Raw genomic sequence first — 24,727 nt, 5'->3', positions numbered from 1 at the left:
GTTTCTTGCGGACATCAAGTACGTTATTCGGGTCAAAACGGGGGTTAATTTAAGTTTGGCGGACACAGGTTCCGCTATTTTGCTAAAATGGGCCTCTCTTGACCCATTTTTAAGCAAATAACGGATTCTGTGTCCTATCATTCTCCTAAGTGACTACTTTTGTGGTAATTAGCAGACTCAGTGTCCTCAAAAATTCCCCACCTATATCGCCGTCCAACCGCCATCCACCCTAATCGTATCGCCGGTAATAAAGTTAGCCATATCGGATGCTAGAAATAAGACCGCCCCCGTTACATCAGATGGCTTGGCCAAGCTTCCTAATGGAATTCGATTTAACACATCCTGATAGAATGTTTGATCCTCAAACATCTTTTGGGTAAGCTCCGTTTCGATAAAAGTGGGGGCCACCGCATTGACTTTGATCCCATACTGAGCCCATTCAATCGCAAGCGCCTTGGTCAATTGAACAGCTCCTCCTTTGCTGGAACAATAGGCCGCACGCTTAATGTAGCCGACAAAAGCCATCTGGGAAACAATGTTGATGATCTTGCCAGCAATCCCCTGTTCGATCATATGCTTACCGGCCCGTTGAGAGCAGAAAAATGTACCTTTTAGGTTCGTGTCGAGCACCCGGTCCCAATCTTCTTCGGAAACGTCCAAAGCGGGCTTGGCAATATTCACTCCCGCATTGTTTACCAGTACGTCAATCCTCCCCAGGCGGGAATGCGCTTGGTCTATCATTTCATAGATCTCATTCACATGTTGGATATCTCCAATTAGGTAGGAACAGTTCGGATTGTGCTGTCTAAGTTCCTCCGTCGTTCCCTGCAGATCCTTTTCATTCCTTCCGGTAATAAGCACGTCCGATCCTAGTCGGGAGAAGGAAACAGCGATATCCTTCCCAATCCCCTTGCTCCCCCCGACCACAATGACTTTCTTTCCTTTTAAATCAGCAAAGTCATACATTCCAGCAACCTCCCTCTATTCTCCATCTTGTTGAGACAATCGCGACATCATGGATTTCACGCTCACTTCCGGACTTGTTAAAACAGGCTTCGTATTCTCTCCTAGTCCTATCAACGCCCTTGCCATGGAAAATTGAGCTAACACCACAACATCGTTTACTGTGGATACTTCTCTGATTTTTTGTTGGATCATTTCATCGTGTTTTTCACCATAGCCATTTTGTAGCGCACTGAATGCTTCGGTCATTACCTCGATCTGAATCTCTATTTCTTTTTTTCGCTCGTCTGCAATCTCTTGAATAAGCTGTGCGGTCGTTGGCCCCGCCTTCTCTACGGTTGCAATGACCGCAATGCGATTTCCCTTCTCCACTGCCAGCTCCAACATGCTGTAATCAGCACTCTGAATAGGGGTGTCAAAAAATTTTTGGACAATGGGTACGTAAGGAGTAAAACAGGAGCAAGTAAGCAAGATGCCATCTACGCCGCTTTCTTCCGCTTTCTCAACGAGATGGATTAATCTTCGCAGCATCCGAGGCGTAACTTTTCCCAAACGATTCAAGTCTGTAATTAATTCTTCATCCATGAAGTTCAAGGTAACAGCTTCAGGAGCATGCTCCTGGAATGCATCAAGGATAGGTTGTACGGAATTTAATGTCGCGTAGATCAAACCAATTCGTTTTTTCATCTATTCATTTCCTCCTCTTCTTATCGCCTACTATTCATACTAAGATAGAAGAAAAGGATTTAAAAATAGTATTATGGTATTGATAGCCATAGAAAAAAGTTATAAAACGAAATCATCAAACCGATCTCTAGCTGTTTTCCAGTGCACCGGACACGCCAGCTTTCTCAAAGGTTGCCATCTCATGTGCAATCCGTATGACAGACCTGATTAGGGGAAGGGCAACGGCCGCCCCACTTCCTTCTCCGAGACGAAGGTTTAAGTTGAGGAGTGGTTCAAGTCCTAAAAGCTGATTCACCAAAACATGGCCTGGTTCTACGGATTGATGGGAGGCGATTAGATAGTACCTACATGCCGGGGCTATTCGAACCGCGGTTAGCGCTGCTACAGCTGTAATGAATCCATCTACTACTACAGGAATGCGTGCTGCAGCTGCCTTTAAAACAATACCTACTAGTCCAGCAATCTCTAATCCCCCGACCTTGTGTAAAACGTCAATAGGATCCTCTGGATTAGGTTGGTTTACTTCGATGGACCGCTGTATTACTTGGATTTTTTTATTTTTGCCCTGATCATCTAACCCCGTACCATACCCCACGACTTGTTCAATAGGGATCTGGCCAAGAACAGAGAACATCGCACTGCTAGCCGTCGTATTGCCAATTCCCATCTCTCCTAAGGCCAATAGCTTAGCCCCTTTTTCTATGGCTGCCTCTGCTATCTCGATCCCTATTTCTATCGCTGAAATGGCTTCTTCCCTGGTCATCGCAGGGCCTTGCACCATATTGTCCGTGCCAAATCGTACTTTTCTGTTGACTAAACCCGGAAGTTGCAGTAACCCATTCACGCCAATATCGACAACCTCAACTGACGCATGGGAAGCGCGCGACAAAACATTGATAGCGGCTCCGCCAGATATAAAATTACCCACCATCTGCTGCGTGACTTCAGATGGAAACGCTGAAACTCCCTCTGTAGCAACACCATGGTCTGCTGCCATGACCACGACCACAGCTGGGTCAATTTCAGGCATCGGGTTTCCAGTCATCCCAGCTATTTTAATCGCTACTGATTCTAACAAGCCTAGACTACCCATTGGTTTCGTAAGATGGTTTAAATGTTGTTCCATTTGATCCTGGACTTGGGTGTCCAACCTCTCAATTAACCCCATGATTTGCTTTAACTTTTGCATTCTAAAATCCTCCTTTGATGGCAATTCCCGACCAATGCAAAAAACCCCAGCTTAAATAAGCTGGGGTTATGCCAAACCCTACAAGCAAAACTTCTCTTAAGGCAGGTCTCCTGGCTCCGATTCCTCACATACTGCGCCTTCCCAGTTTCCCAGTGGCATAGCAGCTGCTCCTCGACTACAGTGGCGGGCTCCGCGTTGTTAAAAACTTCCCTATTCTCCCTTATTCAGGGCACCTATTGAGACTATTGAGTTGTGAAAACACAATTTTAGTAAACCATAAAATCAGTAGAATGACAATCTTTACCTTAGCATGATTTACATCCATAATATATATGACTATTTACAAATAACGATCGATCACAAGCCGAGTTCATCACGCGGGGATGGCCCTCCCTGGAAAAAACACGGCGGAATTTAAATCTATTCCACATGATTAATTAGAAAGGAATAATTTTGGTGACACCTTTTACCGAAAATGTAATTACGATTATTCGAAATATACCAGAAGGCCGGGTCATGACTTATGGACAGGTTGCGAGCTTAGCGGGAAATCCACGTGCTGCTCGCCAAGTTGTTCGTATTCTACATTCGATGAGTAGAAAGCATCGCTTACCATGGCATCGTGTAATTAATGCAAAAGGTAACGTCGCTATCAAAAAGGAGGAGTCTTACAATGAGCAAATCATGAATCTTGAAATGGAAGGGGTTGTAGTAGATCAAAACGGTAACGTAGATTTAAAAAAATATCAAATGAATTGATGATCCATCAAGCTCATTCGATGTTACTCGAACTCGCCCAAGCCAATTCAGAACTTGACAACCTATATCGTTACAGTAGGATGCTAATAAAAATGAGGCTATCACGAATAGCCTCATTGGTTATCATCTTTGTATTTTTCCACAGCATGTCCCCCAAATTCATTGCGTAAAGCAGCGACCACTTTCCCTGTGAACGTATCATTCTCCAAGGAACGATAACGCATCAATAAGGACATCGCAATGACTGGAGTAGCGGTTTGCAGATCCAAGGCCGTCTCCACGGTCCACTTTCCTTCTCCGGAAGAATGCATCACTCCTTTGATTTCATCCAGATTTGCATCCTTGGAGAAGGCACGTTCGGTTAGTTCCATCAGCCAGGAACGTATGACCGATCCGTGATTCCAGACTTTCGCTACTTTTTCATAGTCATAATTAAATTCACTTTTCTCCAATACTTCGAAACCTTCTCCAATAGCGGCCATCATCCCGTATTCGATCCCGTTATGAACCATTTTTAGGAAGTGCCCGCTTCCTGCTTTTCCTGCATATAGATATCCATTTTCCACAGCAGTATCTCGGAAAAGGGGCTCCACCAAGTTCCAAGCCTCTGAATCTCCCCCAACCATATAACAAGCGCCATGGCGTGCCCCTTCCATCCCGCCGGAAGTTCCCACATCCAAAAAGTTTACTCCTGCTTCCTTTAGTCGATGGTACCGGCGAATGGATTCTTTGTAATGGGAATTCCCCGCCTCGATGACAATATCCCCAATGGATAAGAACGGGGTCAATTCATCAATGACCGAATCGACTACCGAATGCGGAACCATGAGCCAAACCACTCTTGGGGTTCCCAATAATTCCGTTAGTTCCTTTAGGCTTGATGTGCCTTTCGCGCCATATCCATGAATTTCTTCTACCGCCTTTTCATTTACATCAAATGCGACTACCTCGTGATGATGGTCAATGAGATTCTGCCCTAAGTTCAAACCCATTTTTCCTAACCCGATCAATCCAACTTTCATATTCTTGACCTCCTAAAAGTAAGATGGCCAATCAACGCTACCCTACTTTTTGTTCTAGGTTAGTATGTGCAAGGCTGTAATAAAAATCCATCAACCGAATTCCACTTGGAGGATTCTTAACGTAAAAATGGCCGCCGAAGCAGCCACGATAGATTAATGGATTTAAAGAACTTCTTTATTCAATAGATTCTCCGGAATCTCACCTTGTAAGGCAGCTATTGCATTCCTTGCCGCTTTCATGGCCATTTTGGCGCGTGTTTCCCTTGTGGCACTGCCAATATGAGGGAGGGTTACCACGTTAGCCATCTTCAACAATGGATTTTCCGGGTCCACCGGCTCTTTTTCATAAACATCCAGAGCGGCTCCGGCAATTCTCTTTTCTTGCAAAGCATGAATGAGGGCCGTTTCGTCAACGGTAGCTCCACGAGACGCATTAACAAGAATGGCATCCTTTTTCATCAGGGCCAATTCTTTTACCCCTATGAATTTTTGGGTTTCTGCGGTAAGTGGGGTCAACACCACAACATAATCGGATCGTTGAAGCAGCTCCTCAAGCGAAACGAACGTTGCTCCTAACTTCGCTTCCGCATCCGTCTTGCGTGAACGGTTATAATAAAGGATGTTCATATCGAACCCCTTTGCCCTGCGCGCTACGGCTTCGCCGATTCTTCCCATGCCAATAATCCCGATGGTGGCCCCAAATACATCCTTGCCCAGCATCAAACTAGGGAACCACTCTTTCCACTGTCCGGATTTCACATAATAATCCGCTTCAGCCACTCTTCTAGCAGCAGCCATGAGAATACTGAACGTAAGGTCCGCTGTGGTTTCCGTTAAAATACCGGGTGTGTTGGTCGCCAAGACTCCCCTCTTTGTCATTTCTCCAAGATCCAGATTATCGTAACCGACCGCGATGTTGCTTACGACCTTCAGCAGGGGAGCTTGCTCTAATATACTGGCGTTAATCTTTTGTCTGGAATAACATAAGAGAGCACTTGCATTCCTCAATCCGACCAAAAACTCTTCTTCCGCCATCTTTTCTTCTTGATCTCGGTAATCGACATCTCCATATTGCTGCAGATAATGGATGACTTCCTCATTCACCCGATTGGGTACAAATATTCGAGGTTTACTCATATTGTTTCTCCCCCTTGAAACGATCCTTTAAAGCAGCTTAATTCGGTTACAAATTTCTTCCGTTACCTCATGTGTAGTGGCCTTACCACCCAGGTCGCCTGTGACGATACCCGCTTCGGTTACTTGCTCCACAATATCTAGCAATTTGCTTCCGAGCTCCGTCTCGCCAAAATGGTCTAGCATCATTTTCGCTGTCCAAATTTGCCCAATTGGGTTCGCAATCCCTTTTCCAACAATATCGGGTGCGGATCCGTGAACAGGTTCAAACATGGATGGATATTTTCCATTTAAATTGATATTCGCTGCAGGGGCAATTCCGATACTTCCCATAATCGCAGCTCCCAAATCTGTCAAAATATCACCAAATAAATTACTCGCCACAATCACATCAAACGTGTGCGGACGGTTCACAAAAAACGCGGCTAACGCATCAATATGGATAGATGCCGTATCGATGTTAGGATATTCTTTCTTTACATCGTTAAAGACCTCGTCCCAGAAGGGCATCGAATGAACAATTCCATTGGATTTGGTAGCACTCGTTACATGACCTCTTCTGTGCTTGGCTAATTCAAACGCATAGCGCATGGCTCGTTCCGTACCTTTTCTAGAAAATACGGCATTTTGTACGGCAATTTCATCTTCTCCCCGATGGATACGGCCACCAATTTCGCTATATTCCCCTTCACTGTTTTCACGCACAACGATAAAGTCGAATTCTTTCGGGTTGGATAAAGGGGATCTCACACCCTTCATCAGTTTAGCCGGTCGAATATTAATGACTTGTTCAAATTCCCGTCTAATTTTCACCAATAAACCCCATAACGAAATATGATCCGGGACAAGCGTTGGGTTCCCAACAGCTCCTAAGAAAATCGCTTCAAAATTAGACAGCGTTTGTATCCCATCTTCAGGCATCATCATGCCATGTTCGAGGTAATATTCACAACTCCAATCAAATTCCGTTGTTTTAAATCGCAAACCTCCATGCACTTCCGAAATCGTATCCAAGACTTGTAAAGCAGAAGGTACTACCTCTCTACCAATTCCATCACCAGGTATAACCGCGATTTCATAATTCTTCATCTTTCTTTCCTCCTACATTTTATTTTTAGACGACGGTCGACTGCATTCGTTATGAAGTAATTATACCATACGGTCATCGGATACAAAAGAGTTAGGAAGCCACGATCCTAAATTCATGGCTTCACCTGTTCTGTAGAATGAGATATCACTTGTAATAGATGTTCTAAGTCGCATTGTAAATGATCAATCATAGCCTTTGAAGCAGCCTCTTGATCTCGCGACTTCATATAATGAAAGATTCCACGGTGCTGTTTGAGAATGATGGTAGCCCGATCCTCTCCTTGAAAATTCAAGATGCGAAAAAGATACGTAAGCGATTTAAGATCATTCCACTGTTTTTGTAATCGGCGATTTTGCGTATACTCAAGGATTAAATGGTGAAATAAATCATTCAAAGCAATAATGACGTTACTTTCTTCCCCATTTTGGATCGCCTGTTCTGTTTTCGCAAGGGTGGTTTCTATCTCCTTGATTTCAGCCTCTGTAGCGATTTTAGTTGTCGATCGGACGGCGAAAGACTCCAGTGCCATGCGGCAATAATAAATTTCTTCCACGTCTCGCATGGTAGGTTCATAGACTAACACTCTAGATTTTTCATCGACAATCACTAATCCTTCTTTTTCTAATACACGTATAGCTTCCCGTACCGGACTTTTACTAACATTAAATTCTTTCGCTAATTGCGTTTCATTTATACGTTCACCTGGTTTGAATTTGCCTTCAAATATCATTTTTTTAATTGAATGATAAAATTGTTCATAATAAGGTGAGCGCTTTTCAATGGAATAATCACTCATTTCATCACCCTTTTTCCCAAGAGGTATGTCTATAACATATAGTATTTAACCCCTACATTCAATGTGGATAGCAAAAAAGCCTGTCCCGAAACCCAATCATGGGGTAAAAGGACAGACTCTTATGATCATTTACTTTACATAATTTCGAAGCTTACCGATCTGCTCCACTTCAACTTCTACCACATCTCCCGACTTCATCGGACAACTTCCTGAAGGGGAACCCGTAGCCAACACATCACCTGGTTCTAGAGTCATCACCTGGGAAATCCAGCTGATAAGGTAAGGAATGGAAAGGGACATCTGATTCGTATTCCCATCTTGTACGACTTTCCCGTTTAAAGTGGTCACGATCCGCAAATTCGTTGGATCTATACCCGTTACAATCCACGGACCCAGCGGCCCAAACGTATCAAAGCCTTTCGCGCGAGTAAATTGAGGATCTGTTCTCGTTAGGTCTCTCGCAGTCACATCATTAAAGATCGTGCACCCGAAAACATAATCGAGAGCCTCTTCCTCTTTAATATTCTTTCCGCGCTTCCCAATGACTAGAGCTACTTCCCCCTCCAATTCGACCTGATTGGTTAAATCACTAGGAGGCAAAAGGATATTCCCCTCATTTGGAATAAGGGAAGAAGCAGGCTTTAGAAACAAGAAAGGTTCCTTAAGGTTAGCCACTCCACCTGTTTCCTTCGCATGCCCGGCATAGGTCCATCCAAAATTGATAATTTTAGAGGGCGTAACAGGTTCCAGGATTTTCACATCGTTATAGTTTACTTCTACGCCGTCAAATTTGAACTCTTTATTGATCAGTTCGTTAAAATTGCTTGATAATTGTAAGATGACGTCATCCTCAACTATTCCGTAATGAGCTTCTCCCTGTTGATTCTCATAACGAATAAGTTTCTGAGTCTTTTGTAGTACCTGCATGGACATAAGCACTCCCTACTAAAGGATCTATGAAAAAAGAAACGTGCTGCTTGATTTCGGTGTTACCGATTCAAAAACTGAACCGTCGCTCATGAATCTACCAGCAAATGATAGCACTCACAACCATATTGTATACCAAAACTGACAGAGTTTAAAGTATAGTCTAATAAATTCAATAAAATTCATATTGATAATTAAATTCATTAACTTCGCAGTGTGCGGCTGTTTCTCGCTTGCAACTCTGCCAACCCCTCGTCCATCACGTTCATAAAATAGGCGGCAGCCAAGAGATCCGCAGATCCTCCCGGGCTAATTCTCTGGACTGAATACTTGTCATCTAGTTCCTTAATTCGCTTTCGTCCCAGCTCGGTGAGCATCCCGCCATCCTGCATGATCGACTGGGCTTCTTCTTGTACACGGATCAAGGTAACCATACCGTGTCGGTTTAGTATTGTCGTGTCTTCGGTCTGGCTCATCAAACCAATTAAAGCGTGGACCAGGGCATCGTTGATTGAGCCGTTTTTTTGTCGCACCTCACGGAGTAAAGGCAGTCCTTTAGAATGGACACTTGGCAGTCCAGCTTCCATCTCCCCGCGAATGCCAGTGATCCCAAAATCCAAGAAAAATCGTTCTCCTGCCGTTAATTTTCTCTCTGGAAGGCTGTGATGAAGTACCTTCAGCTCTCTTTCCACCAAGCCTTCGCATATGGCAGCAGCCTCAGAAGAAATCGCTTGAGACATGAACTCTCTAACGGGTTTCTGCAACACAAGAGAAGCGGCAGCCGAAAGGATACCCATGATAAAAATCATCCCTTTATGAGTATTCACCCCTCCCGTCGCTAACAACATTTCTTTTTCAGCGTCTAAGCCGATCCGCCGAAGGGTGGGCAACAACTCCCTAGGCTTTCCTCGGTGCTGATATCCTGCCAGAGCACAACGGTACATCGCCGAACTGATAGCCGTGCTGCTTTTTAAAAAAGAGTAGAAATCCATATCCAAATGGGCTCCCGAATTAATTCGATCTACTAGCCCCGGTGCAGGAGCGCAAGCGGCTTCCATGAGTATCGCTTCTACGGCCGCGTTCCCAATCCTGAAGACCCGCTCAGGATACGTCTTCGTCTTATCGCTTCGGTAAGCCGTGATCAGTTCTTTAGCTGACAACAAAACCTCCTCAGGTTCATGAGCTTGAGAGCGGACGCAGGAAACGGCAGGCAAGTGGCAGACCATGCACTGCCTCTCCTTCAGCTCCAAAACGGCGCGATTCACCTGTTTTCCTTCCTGATCAAATACATCAATATCCAGTAAGCGTCCATAGGATTGATTTTCTTCTATAGATATCCCGATTCTCTTGAGGATAACTGCTTCCCCCTCAATCGCCAGGAAGGCGGTAGGCCCGACAGGGGAATGATAAGTGCGTTCTTCCAGCAGCTTCATTCGAACATACTTCACCTGCTGGCGTAATTGACTCATCGCATTATAGATTAATTGAACGGTATCCTCGTTATATTTACTACTGCCTGGCATATTAATTGACAGACTAACCACTGGCACTCGATAAATCTCGAGAAGATCTTGCCTGATCTTCGCCGTTTTTTCCTTCGCATTTAGGATGTCTTCGATGCCTAGGAGCTTACTCATATCGCTACTTCTTCCTTGACCCAGAGGGGGGAGCGATCTAGAACTCGAATCCCGTAGGAAGGCAGGGTATCCACCATAACCTGAAGATCTTCCCATGCATAGCAGCTTTTAATCCGCAACCTAGATGCAATTTGGGTAGCAAATAAAAGGACATTCAAAAGTTTACGAGAAATCGCATGCTCTTCCTGACGAAGGAAATACGTAGGAAACAGCTTGGCCGATATACGGTAAGGAGAAGCTGGAATCCAACAGACATTAGCAAGGCTCGGTGCTGCTCCTCTCATGGATTGCAACGAATCGGCAAAAACGAGTACAGCCTCCTTTTCATCCGCCGCTTGCTGGACTAACGTCCGATTCCTATGAGACAAGGGATCTCCATTCACAAAGACAGCGGCACGCTCACCCTCTAAATGGGCGGCATGCCTTTCAATCTGCTGACAATAGGCGGAAATCGACCCGATCCCCATTTCGAGCAGGGAAACATACGGCTCGACCCGAGCGATCTCAGAAAAACCAAGTTTCTGGAAAGCCTTTGCCGTACATGGCCGAGTAAAAATAAAATAGTGGAATATGCCCCTACGACCCAGTTCTTGCATTAAGGCCGTTACAATCTCGGCAACGAGCCCATTCCCCTGAAATGACTTGTCCACGGCGATATTGTGCAAGACATTTCCTGTAAATGAGCCCGTCCCCATGATTTTCCCATCGAGCCGGAAATTCATCGTCCATTCCACCCCACGGTCGAAGGTCAACTCGAATGGGGCAAGGAAACCCTGGACTTCAGCGAACTGATTCTCATCCTCTAGATTCACAATTTCCATCTCACATCCACTAAACATGCTTCCCATCCTTTTGCGCTATTGATTTAGTCCATCGTCACCGGGCGCCTAATAACATCGATTATGGTGCCGTCCCGGTATTCCACTACCCCTACGATCTCATCGCTAAGAGCAATCGGTTCGGGTCTTCCAGACCATTCATAAGCCAGATTCTTTAATTCTTGTATAGGCATAATCGGCAGGCCTGATCCAGATAAATGCTCTAACAGGTCCATCCTTTTCGGATTAATGGCAACTCCCCGATCGGTTACAATGACATCTACCGTTTCCCCCGGCGTAACGACCGTCTGAACAGCTTCTGTAACCATAGGCAATCTTCCCCGGTGCAAAGGAGCTACAATAATGGTACACTTCGCTCCAGCTGACGTATCGGAATGGCCACCGGAAGCTCCCATGATCATGCCATTCGAATCCGTAATGACATTCACATTAAAGTCGACATCAACCTCGGTCGCTCCCAGCACCACAAAATCGAGTTGATTCACAAGAGGTCCCCGATTATGTGGATTGGCATAAAAGCCAGCATCGACTTCCTGATGGCGGGGATTCTTCCTTAGGGATTCAATGGCTCTTCCATCAAAGCTCTGTACATCAAAAATGGTTCGGATAAGCCCTTCCTCCAAAAGATCGACAAAGGGTCCCGTAATCCCTCCGAGCCCTAAGCTCGCGGTAATGCCTTGCTCCACCATTTTCTCCTTCAGGAATCTTCCCGTAGCAACAGGTGCTGCCCCTGCACCCAGTTGAATTCCAAACCCTTCTTGAAAATATCCTGAACGCTCTATCACTCTTGCTGCCATCTGGGCAATAAGAAGATCCCGAGGATTGGATGTATAGCGCAGGGATCCCGAGGAAATTCCCTTTGGATCCCCTATCCGCTCCACCTGTACAATATAGTCCACGTGCGTTTGCGGAATGCTGATTGGATAGATGGGGGTTGGCACCAGATGATCCGTAATGGCAATCACCGTATCTGCGTATTCGGCGTCCACCTTGGCGTAACCCAGCGAGCCGCAGGCTGCCGGGCCCTCTGTCCCATTCAAATTTCCATAAATATCGCAGGTTGGCGCGGCAATAAAAGCAATATCAATGTGCAGTTCCCCAGACTGTATAGCCCGTACTCTTCCGCCATGGCTGCGAATGATTGTCGGCTTTTTTTCCATTCGGTTATTCGTTAAATATTTGCCTAGCTCCCCTCGTGCTCCACTGGTTTCTACCGCTGTCACGACGCCTTGCTCGATATAAGGAACCAGCTCATCGTTCACATCTAAGAACGAACTTGGCGCAAGCGTCAAATCTCTAATGCCACTTCGGGCGATAGCTGCCATAACCATGTTGATCACATCATCGCCATTGCGCAGCGAATGATGAAAGGAGATGGTCATCCCATCCTTTAAACCAGCAGCTTCCATCGCTTCCTCTAAAGAATTCATCACTTTATTTGACAAAGGTCTCCCTGCTGCTAATTTGCGCCCCATGACACGGCCATCGGGTTGTACAACAAACGGACCCAGGTAAGGCCTTACTTCACCGTATCCCCTTACGCTCAGTGGAATCTCTCTCCCTGCGGCATTTCGCATACTATTCCCCCCTCTGTCCTGCTTTTACCGCGGATGCATAGGCCAGTATCCGTTCTGCCCGTATAACCATCGGTGCATCGATCATCTTTCCATTCAGGGAGATCACTCCCGAACTTCGGTCAAGCCCCGCTCGGTAAGCGGCCAGCACTTTATTTGCTTGGTCGATTTCATCCCCTGTCGGGGTAAAGATGCGGTAAACCAACTCAATTTGTCTAGGGTTTACCACGGATTTACCGTCAAAGCCCAATTCCTTAATGCGTGTTGTTTCCTCTATGAAGGTCTCATCATCTTTCACATCGGAGAATACAGAATCAATGGCTTGAATGCCAGCCTCTCTTGCTGCAAATAAAAGCTCCGTTCTTGCCACGAACAGCTCCAAGCCCGCTTTCGTTTTCCACCCTTTTAATGAAGTGACGAAATCCTCCCCTCCAATCGCAAGAGCAACCATCCTGGGGCTTGCCGAAGCGATCTCAAAGGCATTTCTTAGGCCTTTCGGATTTTCGATGGCCGCCATCATCTTGATTGAACCCTGTTCAAAACCATACTTGGCCTCAGCTTGGCTAATCATCTCATCGACGATTTTAATATCTTCTGCTGTTTCCCCCTTCGGCAGGCGGATGAGATCAGGTTTTGCCGCTAAGATGCAATCCAAGTCATCATATCCCCACGGGGTACTGATATGATTGATCCGTACCGCTATCTCGCAGGGATACGCAATATGCTTAATGGCATCATGAACGAGATATCTTGCACTATCTTTCTCCGAAATGGAGACGGCATCTTCCAAGTCAAATATTACAGTATCCGCGCCGTATATTCCGGCATTTTGCAGCAGGGCAGGATGATTGCCCGGCGCAAACAGCATCGCTCTGCGCAGCTTATCCATCGATTTCTCCCTCCAGCTATGAAGCTCTCATGATCGCAGCCTTGACCCGGGCTGTAATGGTAAAATCCAACGCTCCCTTGTCATTGGCATGTACAATGGCATCTTTAATACCGTGTGATTCAATCGTTTGTGCAATAAGCCTCTTAATATGCTCTCCATACTGCTGCAGCACAGGGCTGATCAGCTCGACCCTTATTCCTGTTCCTGCTTCACCGGGAGCCAGGAGAATCATAATGTCCGATGATTCCAGAGTGCCTGATTGCGCTGTAGTTTGAAGTCTAGACAAGAATGATTCCTCCATTCCTTTGTTACAGTTCTTAAAAATCATTTACATTCAAATAATAGACCTAAATTCACAGAGTTTAAAGTATAGTCAGATAAAATTAATAAAATCTATATTGATAATAGAATTCATAAAATTCGCAGCACTAATCCTACTAAAAGAAGGTGGCTGTGATGCAACCACCCATCCTTCTTGTGCTGCTTAATCCCCAATATCCACTCGATCCATCCAGAGCACATGCTTAACGGAGCCATAGTCGACTTTTTCCCCACTAAGCTGGCAAATGCAGTGTTCGTTTCCGCACTGGGATTTAATTTCTTCAACCAATTCTTTCTCCACCCCTCGTAGGATGACAATGTTTTGATCCTCTTTATAAAGAACTGCTGTACCTAATGGCATATGATAGCCTCCTAATTTTTCTATTTGATCCTTGTTTTTCAACCTCTATATGATTTTATTAAAGTTGTATCAATAAATAAAATACTAGTAATTTATAGAAAATCATAATTATTCCTTATGGATATCTCCCCGATCCTATAAAAATGTTGTATAGTAAACATTGATAACATTGAAGATGGAGGACACATGGAATACAAGGATTGGTTGATGTTAGTAACCATACATCAGGAGCGTAATATTACAAAAGCAGCGGAACGGTTATACACAACTCAACCAGCGTTAACCTACCGATTGCAGCATCTTGAAAAAATGTTTGGAACAGCGATCGTTATGCGAAGTAAAAAAGGGGTGGAATTTACCTCTCAAGGGGAGTACTTAGTTCAGTACGCGAAGAAAATGCTGGTAGAACTGGAGAAAACTAAAGATTATGTCAACAATATGGACCAAACGGTCAAGGGCAGTCTACGGTTAGGGGTCTCGAGTGTATTTGCCAGATATAAGCTTCCTTCCGTTTTAAAAAATTTCCTTGCGTTTTACCCGGATGTCGACATCAATCTTAAAACCGGTTGGAGTGTAGAAATTAACCACATGCTCCACAAGGAAGAGGTACATCTAGGGATTGTGCGTGGGGACTATGCCTGGCATGGAGAAAAGTCCTTACTTTGTGAGGAAACGCTCTGTATTGCCTCCACAAAGGAGATCCGCCTCGAAGAACTCCCTCAACTGCCCCGGATTAACTATGGTACCGATCAAACGCTAATGAATCTGATTCAAGATTGGTGGCAGGATTCCTATAAGGATCCCCCCTCCATTACCATGGATGTGGATCGAATTGACACCTGCAAGGAAATGGTCCTCCATGGCCTAGGCTATGCGATCTTGCCCAGCATCTGTCTGGAAAATGATGATCATTTGCACATTTATAAATTAAGATCAAAAAACAATACCCTCATTACGCGAAAAACATGGTTAATCTACCGAGAATCATCCTTACAGCTATCAATTGTGAAAGCCTTTGTTGAATTTATGGAGAAAAACGCTAAACCTGAGTTTATCCATCAATAAACATGAAACAGACGCTAAACCTCATCAGGTTCAGCGTCTGTTTTTCTTTTCGTTAGCTAGCTTCCGAAATTTTGTTCTTATCTTTTTTTAACCCTAATGTAACGTATTTTGAGATGACCGGGTAAAACAATGAGACAATAGCCAACATGATGATCACCGCAGAAATGGGTTGGGTGAAGAACGAAGCATAGTTTCCATCCGTAATCAACAATTGTCGACGGAACGTTTCCTCCATCATTTTTCCCAGCACCAAGCCTAAAATAAGGGAAGCGGGAGAGAATTCATACTTTTTCATGAAGTACCCAATTAAGCCAAAAGCTAACATAATCCACACGTCAAACATATTGTTTGATACGGCATACGAGCCGATCAGAGATAGTCCGATAATGAACATCGCCAAGGTGGAATAAGGCAAATTCAATACATAGCCGAAGCTCTTAATCCCTACCCGTCCGCCGATAAACGTTATGACACTGGCAATCAGCATGGCGAAGAAAATGCAGTAAAGCAATAAGGGTTGTTCCGACATCAACTGTGGCCCAGGCTGGAGTCCTTGTAGAGTTAAGGCAGCCAAGATAACGGCTGTTGTTGGACTTCCAGGAATGCCAAGCACCAGGGTGGGAATCATGGCTCCTCCTGCTGCGGCATTATTTGCTGATTCAGGAGCTACCACTCCTTCTTCCGCGCCTTGCCCGAACTTCTCTTTGTTCTTGCTCGATCGCATAGCTTCACCGTAGCTTACGAAAGCGGCAATCGAACCGCCAGTCCCAGGCAAGATTCCCACAAGGGTTCCGATGACAGAGGATTTGAGCAAAACCCATTTATGAACGACCAAATCTTTTAGCTTATAACCCTCAAGCTTAATCTTTTCATTCGTCGTAAATTTTTTCGATTCCGATCGCTCAACCACTTGGGTAAGAACCTCTCCTAAGGCAAAAGCACCAATCATAATCGGAATAAACTCAATGCCGTTTAACAAATCAATATGTCCAAAAGTAAAGCGGTCAGATCCATTGATCGGATCCATCCCGATCATAGCAAGCGTAATCCCTATGAATCCAGAAACAAGCGCCTTGACTGCATTCTTCGTCCCTACTGCAGAAATTACGGCCATACCTAGCAAGGCTAAGGCAAAATACTCCGCACTTTGAATTTTCAACGCAACCACGGACAAAGGCGGGGACAAAAAGAGCATGACGAAAACTGAAAATATTCCGCCAAAAGCAGAGGCACTAATTGCTAAGCCTAGTGCTCTTCCTGCTTTCCCCTGTTTCGCTAAGGGGTATCCGTCGAAGGTCGTCGCAACAGCCTCTGGCGTACCCGGAGTGTTGAATAGAATTGCTGTAATGGAACCGCCATACGCTGCCCCTGCGTAAATCGCTACAAGCAGGATAATGGAAGGAATAATTCCCATATAGTACGTAAACGGTAACATTAAGACAATGGCCATCGAGGAGCTAATTCCCGGCAAGGAACCAAATAAGACCCCGATGAGCATTCCTAAAATAACTAACAAAAGATTGACGGGAGATAATGTGGTTAATAGACCTTCTATTAATAAATTTATATCCATGGATTCCCCTCCTCACCTAGTAGATGTAATAGCTTAGTAGTTTGAGAGCTTCCACTCCCCGAGGAAGAGGCACGCTTAGCAACTTCCCGAAAATAAGAGCAAATCCAAAGGAAGCACCAACGGATAAACCCACGATCTTCTTATATCTTCTTTCACCTAACAGATAAAGAATGGCAAATAAGAGAATCATAGCCGTAATGATAAATCCTAAGAAATCTACGATTAGAACAAAACCTGCAATGGCTACAAGTAAGCCTAAGAACTCTTTTGACCACTCATGCGGTATCCCAGAACTCACAGCTCTTCCTGCTATCCTTCTTTTCCGGATCGTTTGAAACAACGAAAATAGCGTCAAAGCTAATGCCACAATAATAATGGCCTGTGGAAAAGCAACCGGACCAATAGGATCCGATGAACGGGCGGTATCGACCAAAAATGATTGTTTAAGGAAGATACCTAGAAACCCAAGTATAAGGATATGAAAAATGACTTCACCCATGATGCCCCTCCTTTAGGGTGACTCGATAGCCACCCCTTATCTTTATTTTTTCAAGCCAATTTTCTTTGCAATCTCGTCAAAAATCACATACTGCTCTTCCCATTCCGCCTTGAACTCTTCCGGTCCAAGGAAGCCTTCTCGAATATCTGCAAGATTCTGCTTAGCAAACTCTTTATACTCCTCGGTTTCATACGCTGCTTTCATTTGATTAATTAAATATTCCTTTACCTCCGCTGGAGTATCCTTCTTTACGACAAATCCACGCCAAGAGCCGATCGTTACGTCGTAACCCTTCTCAACAGTAGTAGGTGTATCTTTTAATTCATCAATTTGCGTAATTCGTTCATCATGCAAAACGACAATGGGTCTTACCTTGCCATCTTTCACATAGTTCACTGCGGAAATCAGCTTATCCAAGTAAACATCAACTTCTCCGCCCAATACCGCCGCCTTCACCTCGGAACCGGATTTATACGGAATAAACTTGATTTTAATGCCTGCCGCATCCGCTAGGGCATTTAGAGTAAGATCATCCAATCCCCCGGAACTCACGCCTGCGAAAGAGATTTCCCGTTCTTTCCCTTTTTGGAGCATATCGTCAAAATCTTTAATGGGACTTCCTGCCGGTACCGACAATAGGTAGATGTCGCTCTGAATCCGAGCCAGCGGTTCAAAATCTTCCATTAACTGTACATCTTTGCTCTTGCCGAGAACATCGGAAATCACATGGGATGGGGTCACCGCTAAAAGGGTATAGCCATCATTTTTTTGCTTGTAAGCGTGCACCATTCCGACTAATCCGCCACTGCCATCTTTGTTCACAGGCTGAATGGGCTTGGGAAGATCTTTGGCCATGATTTCGGCAAATTTACGCGTAAAGGTATCACTTGCACTGCCTTCACCAAACGGGATCACCATTTCAATTGGTTGCTTAGGATAGTCAAAGGCTGCTTGTCCTTGTACAGGCTCACTGCTATTGGAACAACCCGCTATTACTATACTTGCAGAAAGGGCAAGTGTGGCTAATATGTTTTTGATTTTCATCTTCGTTCCTCCTCTATTCTTTCAATTGATCTTGGTAAACGCTTTCTACTAGGTTATAAAAGAGCAGGGAGTCAAAAGGACCTTCCCTATCTTTCCTATTTAATTTTGGCTAGTTACTTTTTCTTGTGTAGGAGAAAGGACAGAAACGGGAACATACGCATACCCATCCATCAGTCTTCTCGCTGTTCGTCCGATACCGGCTCGCTCTACATTCCATTCCGTATCATTCTCTTTCATCTGAACCTCTACATACAGGGTTCCTGTTGGATGTCCAATACGGATCCCTTCACCATGTTTTTCCACCATGCGGTGAGGTAAGGTACCCGGAATTTTTACTGCTGTGCCTAAGGCTATAGCCCCGCTCACGGCAAAGGCGCGATGAAGGCTTCCCATCGATATGTAGCGGGAAACAATGTCAACATCCGCTTGACGTACCGCCTGCCCTGTTTCGGTGACATACGCTCTTGCAGGTGCAATCAGGGCAATCTTAGGAAGAGCATGAGTCGTAGGAGTCACTTTTTCATCTACTCCAATGACCCCGATGGAAATGCCTGCTTTCACTCGAATTTGTTCAAGCGTATCCATTAGGGATACATTCCCGTTAATTTCATGTGATAGCTCGGTTCCGGTCAGGCCAAAATCCTCTGCCCATACAAAGACAAGAATATTGGCAGCATCCACTATTGTAACAGAAAATTTTCTTCCGTCATCTAATACAATTTCATCCATCGGATTTCCTGTAGGCAGCGTTTTTCCAGTGAAGGTTCCTCCAGAATTCAGAAAATTCACCATGATTCGCGAACCCGATCCTGACACACCTGCAATAGAAAAATCTCCATCGTACTGAATTTGGCCATCCGCTACGGGAATTTCGACTTCAATGATTTTTTTTGTGTTCGTATTGAAAATACGCACCGGAGTAACGGGTTCTTGCAAGGAGACATATCCTTCTTCCGCCGCATATAATCCAACAGCAGAAGCCATATTGCCGCAAGTGACCTTATAATCGATCACTTGCTTTTCCAAGCTCACTTGACCAAACGTATAGTCAATATCCGCTTCTGGATGACTAGGAGGACCAACTAGGGCTAGTTTGCTTGTTAAAGAGGTCCCTCCCCCAATTCCATCAATTTGGCTATTTCCATTTCCAAACATTTTTAGAATTACGCGATCCCTAATATCCTGTTGAATGGGTAAATCAATTTTCCGAAGGATAAGGCCTTTGCTGGTCCCACCCCTCATGAGGGTACTTGGAACCCGATAAAGCTGTTTGTAACTATACATGATTACGTTCCACTCCCAATCCTATCAAGTTATTTGAACGTTTGATATATAATTCATAAAAGATTTGTTAAATTGATTGTATACTGATAACACAAATAAATAAAATAATGATATTTTATTTATTTCCATAAAGAAAATTTATGTTTACAATGCGGAAAAGAAAAATGTGTAGAAAAACGACTAGTTTCTCTACACACCGACGCCTCAAATAGCGTAATCTTTGCAGTTTAAAGGGGTTCACCTAACTCTGTCTGAGTTCATTTTGGCTGTTAATGCCAATACCTCGTGTGTTTCGCTGCCCTGCTCTATGATTTTATCAAGCTCCTTCTTAGCATAGCCAATGCCAACCATGATTCCGATATGGTATCGATTCGGGTCGAGCGAATAATCTGCTTGAGCAATTTTTAACATCTCATCTAAATCAGTCATTACCCTGGAGATATCGCGGATCATATTCTCGTTTCTCATCCGTACTCCCCCCTTGAATAAAGAACATATGTTCTGTATTATTATAATATAAGCATGAGAACTCGTAAATATTCAGCAAAAAGGGAAGGGAGCGATGATAACATTTGAGGTTATTGGATATCGAGAGAAAGGTGCTACGAATTATCTGCAATTACGACATCGTGTGGAATATGCCTCCTACAATTGAGGAATTATGTATCAAGACGGGACGAGATCTGAAGGATCTGACTGAAATCCTATCGCACTTGAATAAGGAAAACTATATCGAATGGTCAGAATATAAACCTAGTGACATCATCATTTTGGAACGGTGGGAGAGACGGGAGTAACACCTGTTCAAGAACCAGATGATTTAAGGGAAAATTAAACATAAAATAACCCGGTGAAAATCCACCGGGGTCCTATCTAAACTTTGATTAGGGACATCTTCTTGATGGGGTAATTGCACTAGCTATGAGTTAGGTTCCAAGATGATCTTATATCCTCTGTTTGTATTCCTCACATCAGATATATAGGATGGCTCACTCTTGACTGAGAAGCCATTCTTGGGTTGATGTTCTCCCTTCCCGCGAATTCCATCATTGCTTTCTCTTGCTTCTTCCTTCTTCTCATCTGACTGTTGGGATGGTTCCTCCTTTTTTGCTTGCTTGCCAACGCCAAAGTTGTTTCCCATATTTAAAGACCCGCTTAGATCCTTTATATTGAGTTCCCCTAATCGAAAAGTTAAATCTTTTAGATTCTCGATTACAGGGTTATTAATAGTAAGGTGTTCAACCTTAATTTCCGTTTTTTGAAGTTGGTCTACTTGCTTTTCTATTCTCTCGATTCGCTCAATGATCTGTTTTAGTAGTTTTTGAAGTTCCTCAGACATCGGTTCCAGGCTACACCCACTTCAAATGTTTTGTACTTAAGTCTATTCTCCTTACCTATGATTAATGACTTTACCTGTTTGGAGATAAGAGGAAAGGGATTCGAAGAAGATATACAAATAAGTCCAAAAGGTGTGTTGCCGAGCATTTCTTTAGATAGTAAGGAGAATCATGTCTGAAAATGGGCGGGAGTTTACTAGTCGAATGGAATAGGATATTCCATAAAAGTATAGGGGGGAGTCTCGATGAGTCATTCCATAACATGGCTTGAAACCTTGAAATTACATGAGCCTTCTCAATCCTTGGTCGTTTTGACGAAAATTGTTGAGACAGATGGAGGTGACAACGGACGATGCTAAGTCAGCAAGAGAATTGTGTGATGATATTCAAACAGGACTCCAATCTTAATAAGCTTTTACCCCAAACAGAATGGCTTACTTATAGGTCCTTATGGGATATGTTAGATCGATATGACTCCGTCATCGTTAAACCTGTGGTGTACCATGACGAAACACCAATTATACTCGTTCATTCCCTGGGATCTGATCAATATGAAGTGGATACCGGTTATGAGCAGAAAACCATTCAAAGCAAAAAGAATCTATACTCTTTCTTACGCAAACTAATCTTGGATAAAACAGCCAAAGTAAATTATTGGGTTGAGCAGTGGCTTCCCTTGGCTAAACTCGACCATCGTCCTTTTCACATTCGGGTGGTCATGCAGAAACTTTCAAATACTCCCTGGGAAATAACAGCTAAACTGGCTAAACTAACGAATTATACCGATTCCCCCCCCTCCTTCTCTAGTAATGGTTCTACCACAATCTCTATTGAAAAGGCCTTGCGAAATTCTTCCTTGAATTCCGAGTTAGATCATATTGCCTTAAAGACTACAAAACTCATCGAGAAGCACTTCCCTGCTTGTCAGAAGATTAACCTCGATTTAGGATTGGATGTATATGGAAATTTATGGATTATACAAGCGGACTTTAAACCTGAAAATGTTCTATTCTTGAAATTAGAGGAAGTCTCTCCTGTAGAGAGAACGAAGGCCGTGACATAGTAACGTTTCTAGATTCAACCTCTTTTCGGTGTTTGGAAAGAGGTTTTTCGTATTAAAACGTTGATGGCTCAAACATGATTTACAACCTTAGAGGAATATTATATATACAGGTAAGGAGAGGAAAATGGAATAATAAATATTCAAGGAGATGTATCTACGTTGACATGGATCGAAATTAGTATTCGTACTCTTGCAGCTTTTGCCGTTCTTTTCCTATGGGCAAGGATATTAGGAAAGAAACTAATCTCACAAATGACTCTTTTTGATTTTATGGCTGGAATCGCCTTGGGATCTGCGACCGCAACCGTGATGTTCAATCAGGATCTCCCATTAGCGATGGGTCTGTTTGGTCTTTCCCTATTTGCTATCATTATCCTCGCCCTAGAATTCTCAACCCTAAAAAGTTTTAGGATGAGAAAATTAGTGAACAGTGAACCGACATTAGTCATCAAGGATGGAAAAATTCTAGAAGAGGGAATGAAAGCTGCAAGATTAACGGTTGATGATCTGCTTTACCTTTTGAGGGAAAAGGACAGCTTTTATGTGGACGAGGTAGAACTTGCCTTTTTCGAATCCAATGGGAAGCTTTCTCTAATGAAGAAACCAGAGGCAGACTCGGTAAAGCGTAAGGACATACAGGTTGCGGTTCCATCAAGAGGCCTCCCGCAGAGCTTTATTATGGACGGCAAAATCTTAAAGCATAGCTTAATATCGATGAACAAAGATGAGCAATGGGTTCAATCCATTTTGAACGCTAACGGCATAGAGAAAGTGGAGGATGTGTTCTTTGGGCAAATCGACCAACAAAATCAAGTTTATTTGGATACTCGCCAGGACCAATTGCACAATGTTCACTAAGCCAAACAAAGAAGAGGAAAGAAATGGATTCCTTCCTCTTCAAAATAACCTTGCCGCTAAATACCACTTGACTCCTCCAAAGTACTCGGTCACATATCACAAACGTTCTATTCCGTAATTAGACTCTATTTTGTCTACTAAGATATGTTTAATTAATTTTAGTCAATCCTGGTTGTACGAAAACCCCTATTTTCAGTTCTTGTTGTAGAGTTGGATACAAATCTACAGTTTCCATAAACGAATGGCGTTCATGCCTAATTATTGCAATCACTAGAGTACCGATTATCCCAGCAGCTATAATAATTGATACCCACATTCCAGCTGATGAAGGGCCAAAAGTGAAATATGCACCAACATTTTCCCAACTAGAAATCGGACTTGTATTCATAACATACCTCCATATTTTGAATAATTCATTTATATAACTTTATTCTTTGTATTTATCTCTTTAAGTTTCGATTTTTCTGGTGTTGATGGTATTCCTTCAGGATACGCAGTACCCGGTATTTCTGTTAAGTCTAGTCCAAGCAACTCTGCCTGTTCAGGAATTCTTAATAGATTGAGCTTTTTCATCATAAGTGATATCCCATAACCAGGTATAAAACCTAAACAAATAATGATTATTGCGCATATTAACTGTCCAATAAATGAAATTTCAGGTCCATTTACATTCGGATACCCTGAAGCAAATATTCCTACTGCAATAACTGACCAAATCCCTATAAATCCATGAACCGCAATCGCACCAACTGGATCGTCAATTTTTTTCCTTTCAAGAGATGTTCCAATTAATGGACTGATTGCACCACCGATTACTGCAATGATAAAAGCCAAGGCAGGGTGATATAAATCTAAACCTGCACCTACAGAAATCACTCCGGCTAAACCGCCTGAAGCAACCCAAAATGGATCTCCCTTTGTAACGATATAGGCACCAATAAGTCCTCCAGACAATCCCATCAATCCATTAAATGCAAATGCTGATAGATTTGTAGGTGTTCCATAAATGGTCATCCATTCTCCATTAGTTACGGCAATTATACATCCACCTAAGAACCCGAAAAACCCAACAAAGATTAACATCAATCCCAATAATGTTGAAGGAAGATTATGCGGCAAGATATTTAAAGGCTTTCCTTCTTTTGTATACCTGCCAATTCGTGGACCCAAATTAATTAAGACACCTAGTGCAAAGAATCCTGCTATGGCATGCACAACGCCTGCAGCAGCAACATCATGGTATCCAAATTTCGTTAAAAACCATCCTTCACCATGCCAACCCCAAGAAGCTGCTAAGTTCCATATTACTGATCCAAGAATAATTGCTAGAACTACAAAAGCACTTAACCTAATTCTTTCAATAATCGCTCCTGATAAAATGGAGGAAGTTGTGGCTGCAAACAGTGCAAAGGCTCCCCAAAAAATTCCACTTGCATGATCAGCGACATTAGGTCCCATATTTTCACTCCATGGCAATGCAGCTAATGCACCCTCACTCATTCTAGGAATCAGACCATCAGGAAAAGCATTATAAATCCACCATCCAAAGAAATAAAATGTTGGTATAACAACTGCAATTGTCATAAGGTTCTTCATCGCAGAAGCCAGAACATTTTTCACTCGAGAAACACCTATTTCATATGATAAAAAACCTGCGTGAATTAATAACATAAAAGCTATACACCACCAATAAAATGCTTCAATCGAGGCTATAGAAAACAACTCATATGCTTCACTTATTCCTTCCATAATATCGCCCCCAATTAATTTTTAATTAATAAAGTTTGTAATAATATTTAACAAGAAATAGAATATC

At 43.5% G+C, this 24,727-nt stretch carries 27 protein-coding genes and 1 riboswitch; of the genes, 5 read left to right on the top strand and 22 right to left on the bottom strand.

Going from position 1 to position 24,727, the window contains the following annotated elements:
- Nucleotides 1-201: 201 nt before the first annotated feature.
- From EIZ58_RS29685 to cobT, 3 genes are all read right to left on the bottom strand, one after another.
- The gene (locus tag EIZ58_RS29685; RefSeq protein ID WP_134704609.1) at nt 202-966 is read right to left on the bottom strand and encodes an SDR family NAD(P)-dependent oxidoreductase; all 765 of its coding nucleotides are present in this window, start codon (nt 964-966) and stop codon (nt 202-204) included.
- 15 nt (nt 967-981) lie between these two features.
- Entirely contained in the window at nt 982-1,650 is a 669-nt protein-coding gene (locus EIZ58_RS29680; RefSeq protein WP_134704608.1) for an aspartate/glutamate racemase family protein, read from the bottom strand.
- Between the two features lie 127 nt (nt 1,651-1,777).
- Complete coding sequence (gene cobT / locus EIZ58_RS29675; RefSeq protein ID WP_134704607.1) at nt 1,778-2,839, bottom strand: nicotinate-nucleotide--dimethylbenzimidazole phosphoribosyltransferase; 1,062 nt, start codon at nt 2,837-2,839, stop codon at nt 1,778-1,780.
- Nucleotides 2,840-2,922: 83 nt separating this feature from the next.
- Nucleotides 2,923-3,091, bottom strand: a riboswitch (cobalamin riboswitch).
- A 204-nt stretch (nt 3,092-3,295) separates the two neighbouring features.
- Here cobT and EIZ58_RS29670 point away from each other — a divergent pair.
- Nucleotides 3,296-3,598, top strand: coding sequence for an MGMT family protein (locus tag EIZ58_RS29670; protein WP_134704606.1), 303 nt, complete (start codon nt 3,296-3,298; stop codon nt 3,596-3,598).
- 113 nt (nt 3,599-3,711) lie between these two features.
- Here EIZ58_RS29670 and gnd read toward each other — a convergent pair whose 3' ends face one another.
- The 11 genes from gnd to EIZ58_RS29615 all read right to left on the bottom strand — a co-directional run bounded on the left by gnd (nt 3,712) and on the right by EIZ58_RS29615 (nt 14,188).
- Nucleotides 3,712-4,620, bottom strand: a complete 909-nt coding sequence (gene gnd, locus EIZ58_RS29665) for a phosphogluconate dehydrogenase (NAD(+)-dependent, decarboxylating) (RefSeq protein ID WP_134704605.1) — start codon at nt 4,618-4,620, stop codon at nt 3,712-3,714.
- 162 nt (nt 4,621-4,782) lie between these two features.
- Nucleotides 4,783-5,757, bottom strand: a complete 975-nt coding sequence (locus EIZ58_RS29660) for a 2-hydroxyacid dehydrogenase (RefSeq protein ID WP_134704604.1) — start codon at nt 5,755-5,757, stop codon at nt 4,783-4,785.
- A gap of 27 nt (nt 5,758-5,784) precedes the next feature.
- Nucleotides 5,785-6,843 carry a tartrate dehydrogenase gene (locus EIZ58_RS29655; protein WP_134704603.1) on the bottom strand — a complete coding sequence of 353 codons (1,059 nt, stop codon included), beginning with the start codon at nt 6,841-6,843 and terminating at the stop codon, nt 5,785-5,787.
- A 113-nt stretch (nt 6,844-6,956) separates the two neighbouring features.
- Entirely contained in the window at nt 6,957-7,640 is a 684-nt protein-coding gene (locus tag EIZ58_RS29650) for a GntR family transcriptional regulator (protein WP_134704602.1), read from the bottom strand.
- Nucleotides 7,641-7,769: 129 nt separating this feature from the next.
- Complete coding sequence (locus EIZ58_RS29645) at nt 7,770-8,567, bottom strand: fumarylacetoacetate hydrolase family protein (protein ID WP_134704601.1); 798 nt, start codon at nt 8,565-8,567, stop codon at nt 7,770-7,772.
- A 203-nt stretch (nt 8,568-8,770) separates the two neighbouring features.
- Nucleotides 8,771-10,204, bottom strand: a complete 1,434-nt coding sequence (gene citG / locus EIZ58_RS29640; RefSeq protein WP_167578040.1) for a triphosphoribosyl-dephospho-CoA synthase CitG — start codon at nt 10,202-10,204, stop codon at nt 8,771-8,773.
- Nucleotides 10,201-11,043: a GNAT family N-acetyltransferase gene (locus EIZ58_RS29635; RefSeq protein WP_167578039.1), complete on the bottom strand. Its 843-nt coding sequence runs from the start codon at nt 11,041-11,043 to the stop codon at nt 10,201-10,203. Before EIZ58_RS29635 ends, citG begins: the two co-directional genes overlap by 4 nt.
- Nucleotides 11,044-11,069: 26 nt before the next feature.
- Complete coding sequence (citF, locus tag EIZ58_RS29630; RefSeq protein WP_134704598.1) at nt 11,070-12,620, bottom strand: citrate lyase subunit alpha; 1,551 nt, start codon at nt 12,618-12,620, stop codon at nt 11,070-11,072.
- A 1-nt stretch (nt 12,621) separates the two neighbouring features.
- Nucleotides 12,622-13,506: an aldolase/citrate lyase family protein gene (locus EIZ58_RS29625; RefSeq protein ID WP_134704597.1), complete on the bottom strand. Its 885-nt coding sequence runs from the start codon at nt 13,504-13,506 to the stop codon at nt 12,622-12,624.
- Between the two features lie 16 nt (nt 13,507-13,522).
- Complete coding sequence (gene citD, locus EIZ58_RS29620; protein ID WP_134704596.1) at nt 13,523-13,792, bottom strand: citrate lyase acyl carrier protein; 270 nt, start codon at nt 13,790-13,792, stop codon at nt 13,523-13,525.
- A gap of 198 nt (nt 13,793-13,990) precedes the next feature.
- On the bottom strand, nt 13,991-14,188 hold the full coding sequence (locus EIZ58_RS29615) for a hypothetical protein (protein WP_134704595.1): 198 nt from the start codon (nt 14,186-14,188) through the stop codon (nt 13,991-13,993).
- 186 nt (nt 14,189-14,374) lie between these two features.
- Here EIZ58_RS29615 and EIZ58_RS29610 point away from each other — a divergent pair, with 186 nt between their 5' ends.
- A complete protein-coding gene (locus tag EIZ58_RS29610; RefSeq protein ID WP_134704594.1) occupies nt 14,375-15,253 on the top strand; it encodes a LysR family transcriptional regulator in 879 nt (292 codons plus the stop codon).
- 52 nt (nt 15,254-15,305) lie between these two features.
- On the opposite strand, the gene EIZ58_RS29605 is transcribed toward EIZ58_RS29610, so the two are convergent.
- The 5 genes from EIZ58_RS29605 to EIZ58_RS29585 form a co-directional block, all read right to left on the bottom strand.
- Nucleotides 15,306-16,826: a tripartite tricarboxylate transporter permease gene (locus EIZ58_RS29605; protein ID WP_134704593.1), complete on the bottom strand. Its 1,521-nt coding sequence runs from the start codon at nt 16,824-16,826 to the stop codon at nt 15,306-15,308.
- Between the two features lie 16 nt (nt 16,827-16,842).
- Nucleotides 16,843-17,325, bottom strand: coding sequence for a tripartite tricarboxylate transporter TctB family protein (locus EIZ58_RS29600; RefSeq protein ID WP_134704592.1), 483 nt, complete (start codon nt 17,323-17,325; stop codon nt 16,843-16,845).
- A 42-nt stretch (nt 17,326-17,367) separates the two neighbouring features.
- Nucleotides 17,368-18,369 carry a Bug family tripartite tricarboxylate transporter substrate binding protein gene (locus EIZ58_RS29595; RefSeq protein ID WP_134704591.1) on the bottom strand — a complete coding sequence of 334 codons (1,002 nt, stop codon included), beginning with the start codon at nt 18,367-18,369 and terminating at the stop codon, nt 17,368-17,370.
- Between the two features lie 99 nt (nt 18,370-18,468).
- Entirely contained in the window at nt 18,469-19,653 is a 1,185-nt protein-coding gene (locus EIZ58_RS29590; protein WP_134704590.1) for a 2-methylaconitate cis-trans isomerase PrpF family protein, read from the bottom strand.
- A 237-nt stretch (nt 19,654-19,890) separates the two neighbouring features.
- Complete coding sequence (locus EIZ58_RS29585; protein WP_134704589.1) at nt 19,891-20,121, bottom strand: hypothetical protein; 231 nt, start codon at nt 20,119-20,121, stop codon at nt 19,891-19,893.
- A 104-nt stretch (nt 20,122-20,225) separates the two neighbouring features.
- On the opposite strand from EIZ58_RS29585, the gene EIZ58_RS29580 reads away from it, so the two are divergent.
- On the top strand, nt 20,226-20,450 hold the full coding sequence (locus EIZ58_RS29580) for a LexA family transcriptional regulator (protein WP_134704588.1): 225 nt from the start codon (nt 20,226-20,228) through the stop codon (nt 20,448-20,450).
- A 122-nt stretch (nt 20,451-20,572) separates the two neighbouring features.
- Here the strand turns inward: EIZ58_RS29580 and EIZ58_RS29575 are convergent, their stop codons facing one another.
- Nucleotides 20,573-20,992: a hypothetical protein gene (locus EIZ58_RS29575; RefSeq protein ID WP_134704587.1), complete on the bottom strand. Its 420-nt coding sequence runs from the start codon at nt 20,990-20,992 to the stop codon at nt 20,573-20,575.
- A gap of 350 nt (nt 20,993-21,342) precedes the next feature.
- On the opposite strand from EIZ58_RS29575, the gene EIZ58_RS29570 reads away from it, so the two are divergent.
- A complete protein-coding gene (locus tag EIZ58_RS29570; protein ID WP_134704586.1) occupies nt 21,343-22,053 on the top strand; it encodes a YheC/YheD family protein in 711 nt (236 codons plus the stop codon).
- Between the two features lie 159 nt (nt 22,054-22,212).
- Entirely contained in the window at nt 22,213-22,911 is a 699-nt protein-coding gene (locus EIZ58_RS29565; RefSeq protein ID WP_134704585.1) for a DUF421 domain-containing protein, read from the top strand.
- 148 nt (nt 22,912-23,059) lie between these two features.
- Here the strand turns inward: EIZ58_RS29565 and EIZ58_RS29560 are convergent, their stop codons facing one another.
- Together EIZ58_RS29560 and EIZ58_RS29555 are read right to left on the bottom strand one after the other, a co-directional pair.
- A complete protein-coding gene (locus tag EIZ58_RS29560; RefSeq protein ID WP_134704584.1) occupies nt 23,060-23,299 on the bottom strand; it encodes a hypothetical protein in 240 nt (79 codons plus the stop codon).
- 29 nt (nt 23,300-23,328) lie between these two features.
- Nucleotides 23,329-24,660, bottom strand: a complete 1,332-nt coding sequence (locus EIZ58_RS29555; RefSeq protein WP_134704583.1) for an ammonium transporter — start codon at nt 24,658-24,660, stop codon at nt 23,329-23,331.
- Nucleotides 24,661-24,727: the final 67 nt, after the last annotated feature.

Source organism: Ammoniphilus sp. YIM 78166 (genome assembly GCF_004522215.1).
Lineage (GTDB): Bacteria > Bacillota > Bacilli > Aneurinibacillales > RAOX-1 > YIM-78166.
This window is presented reverse-complemented; position numbering and strand designations above follow the sequence as displayed.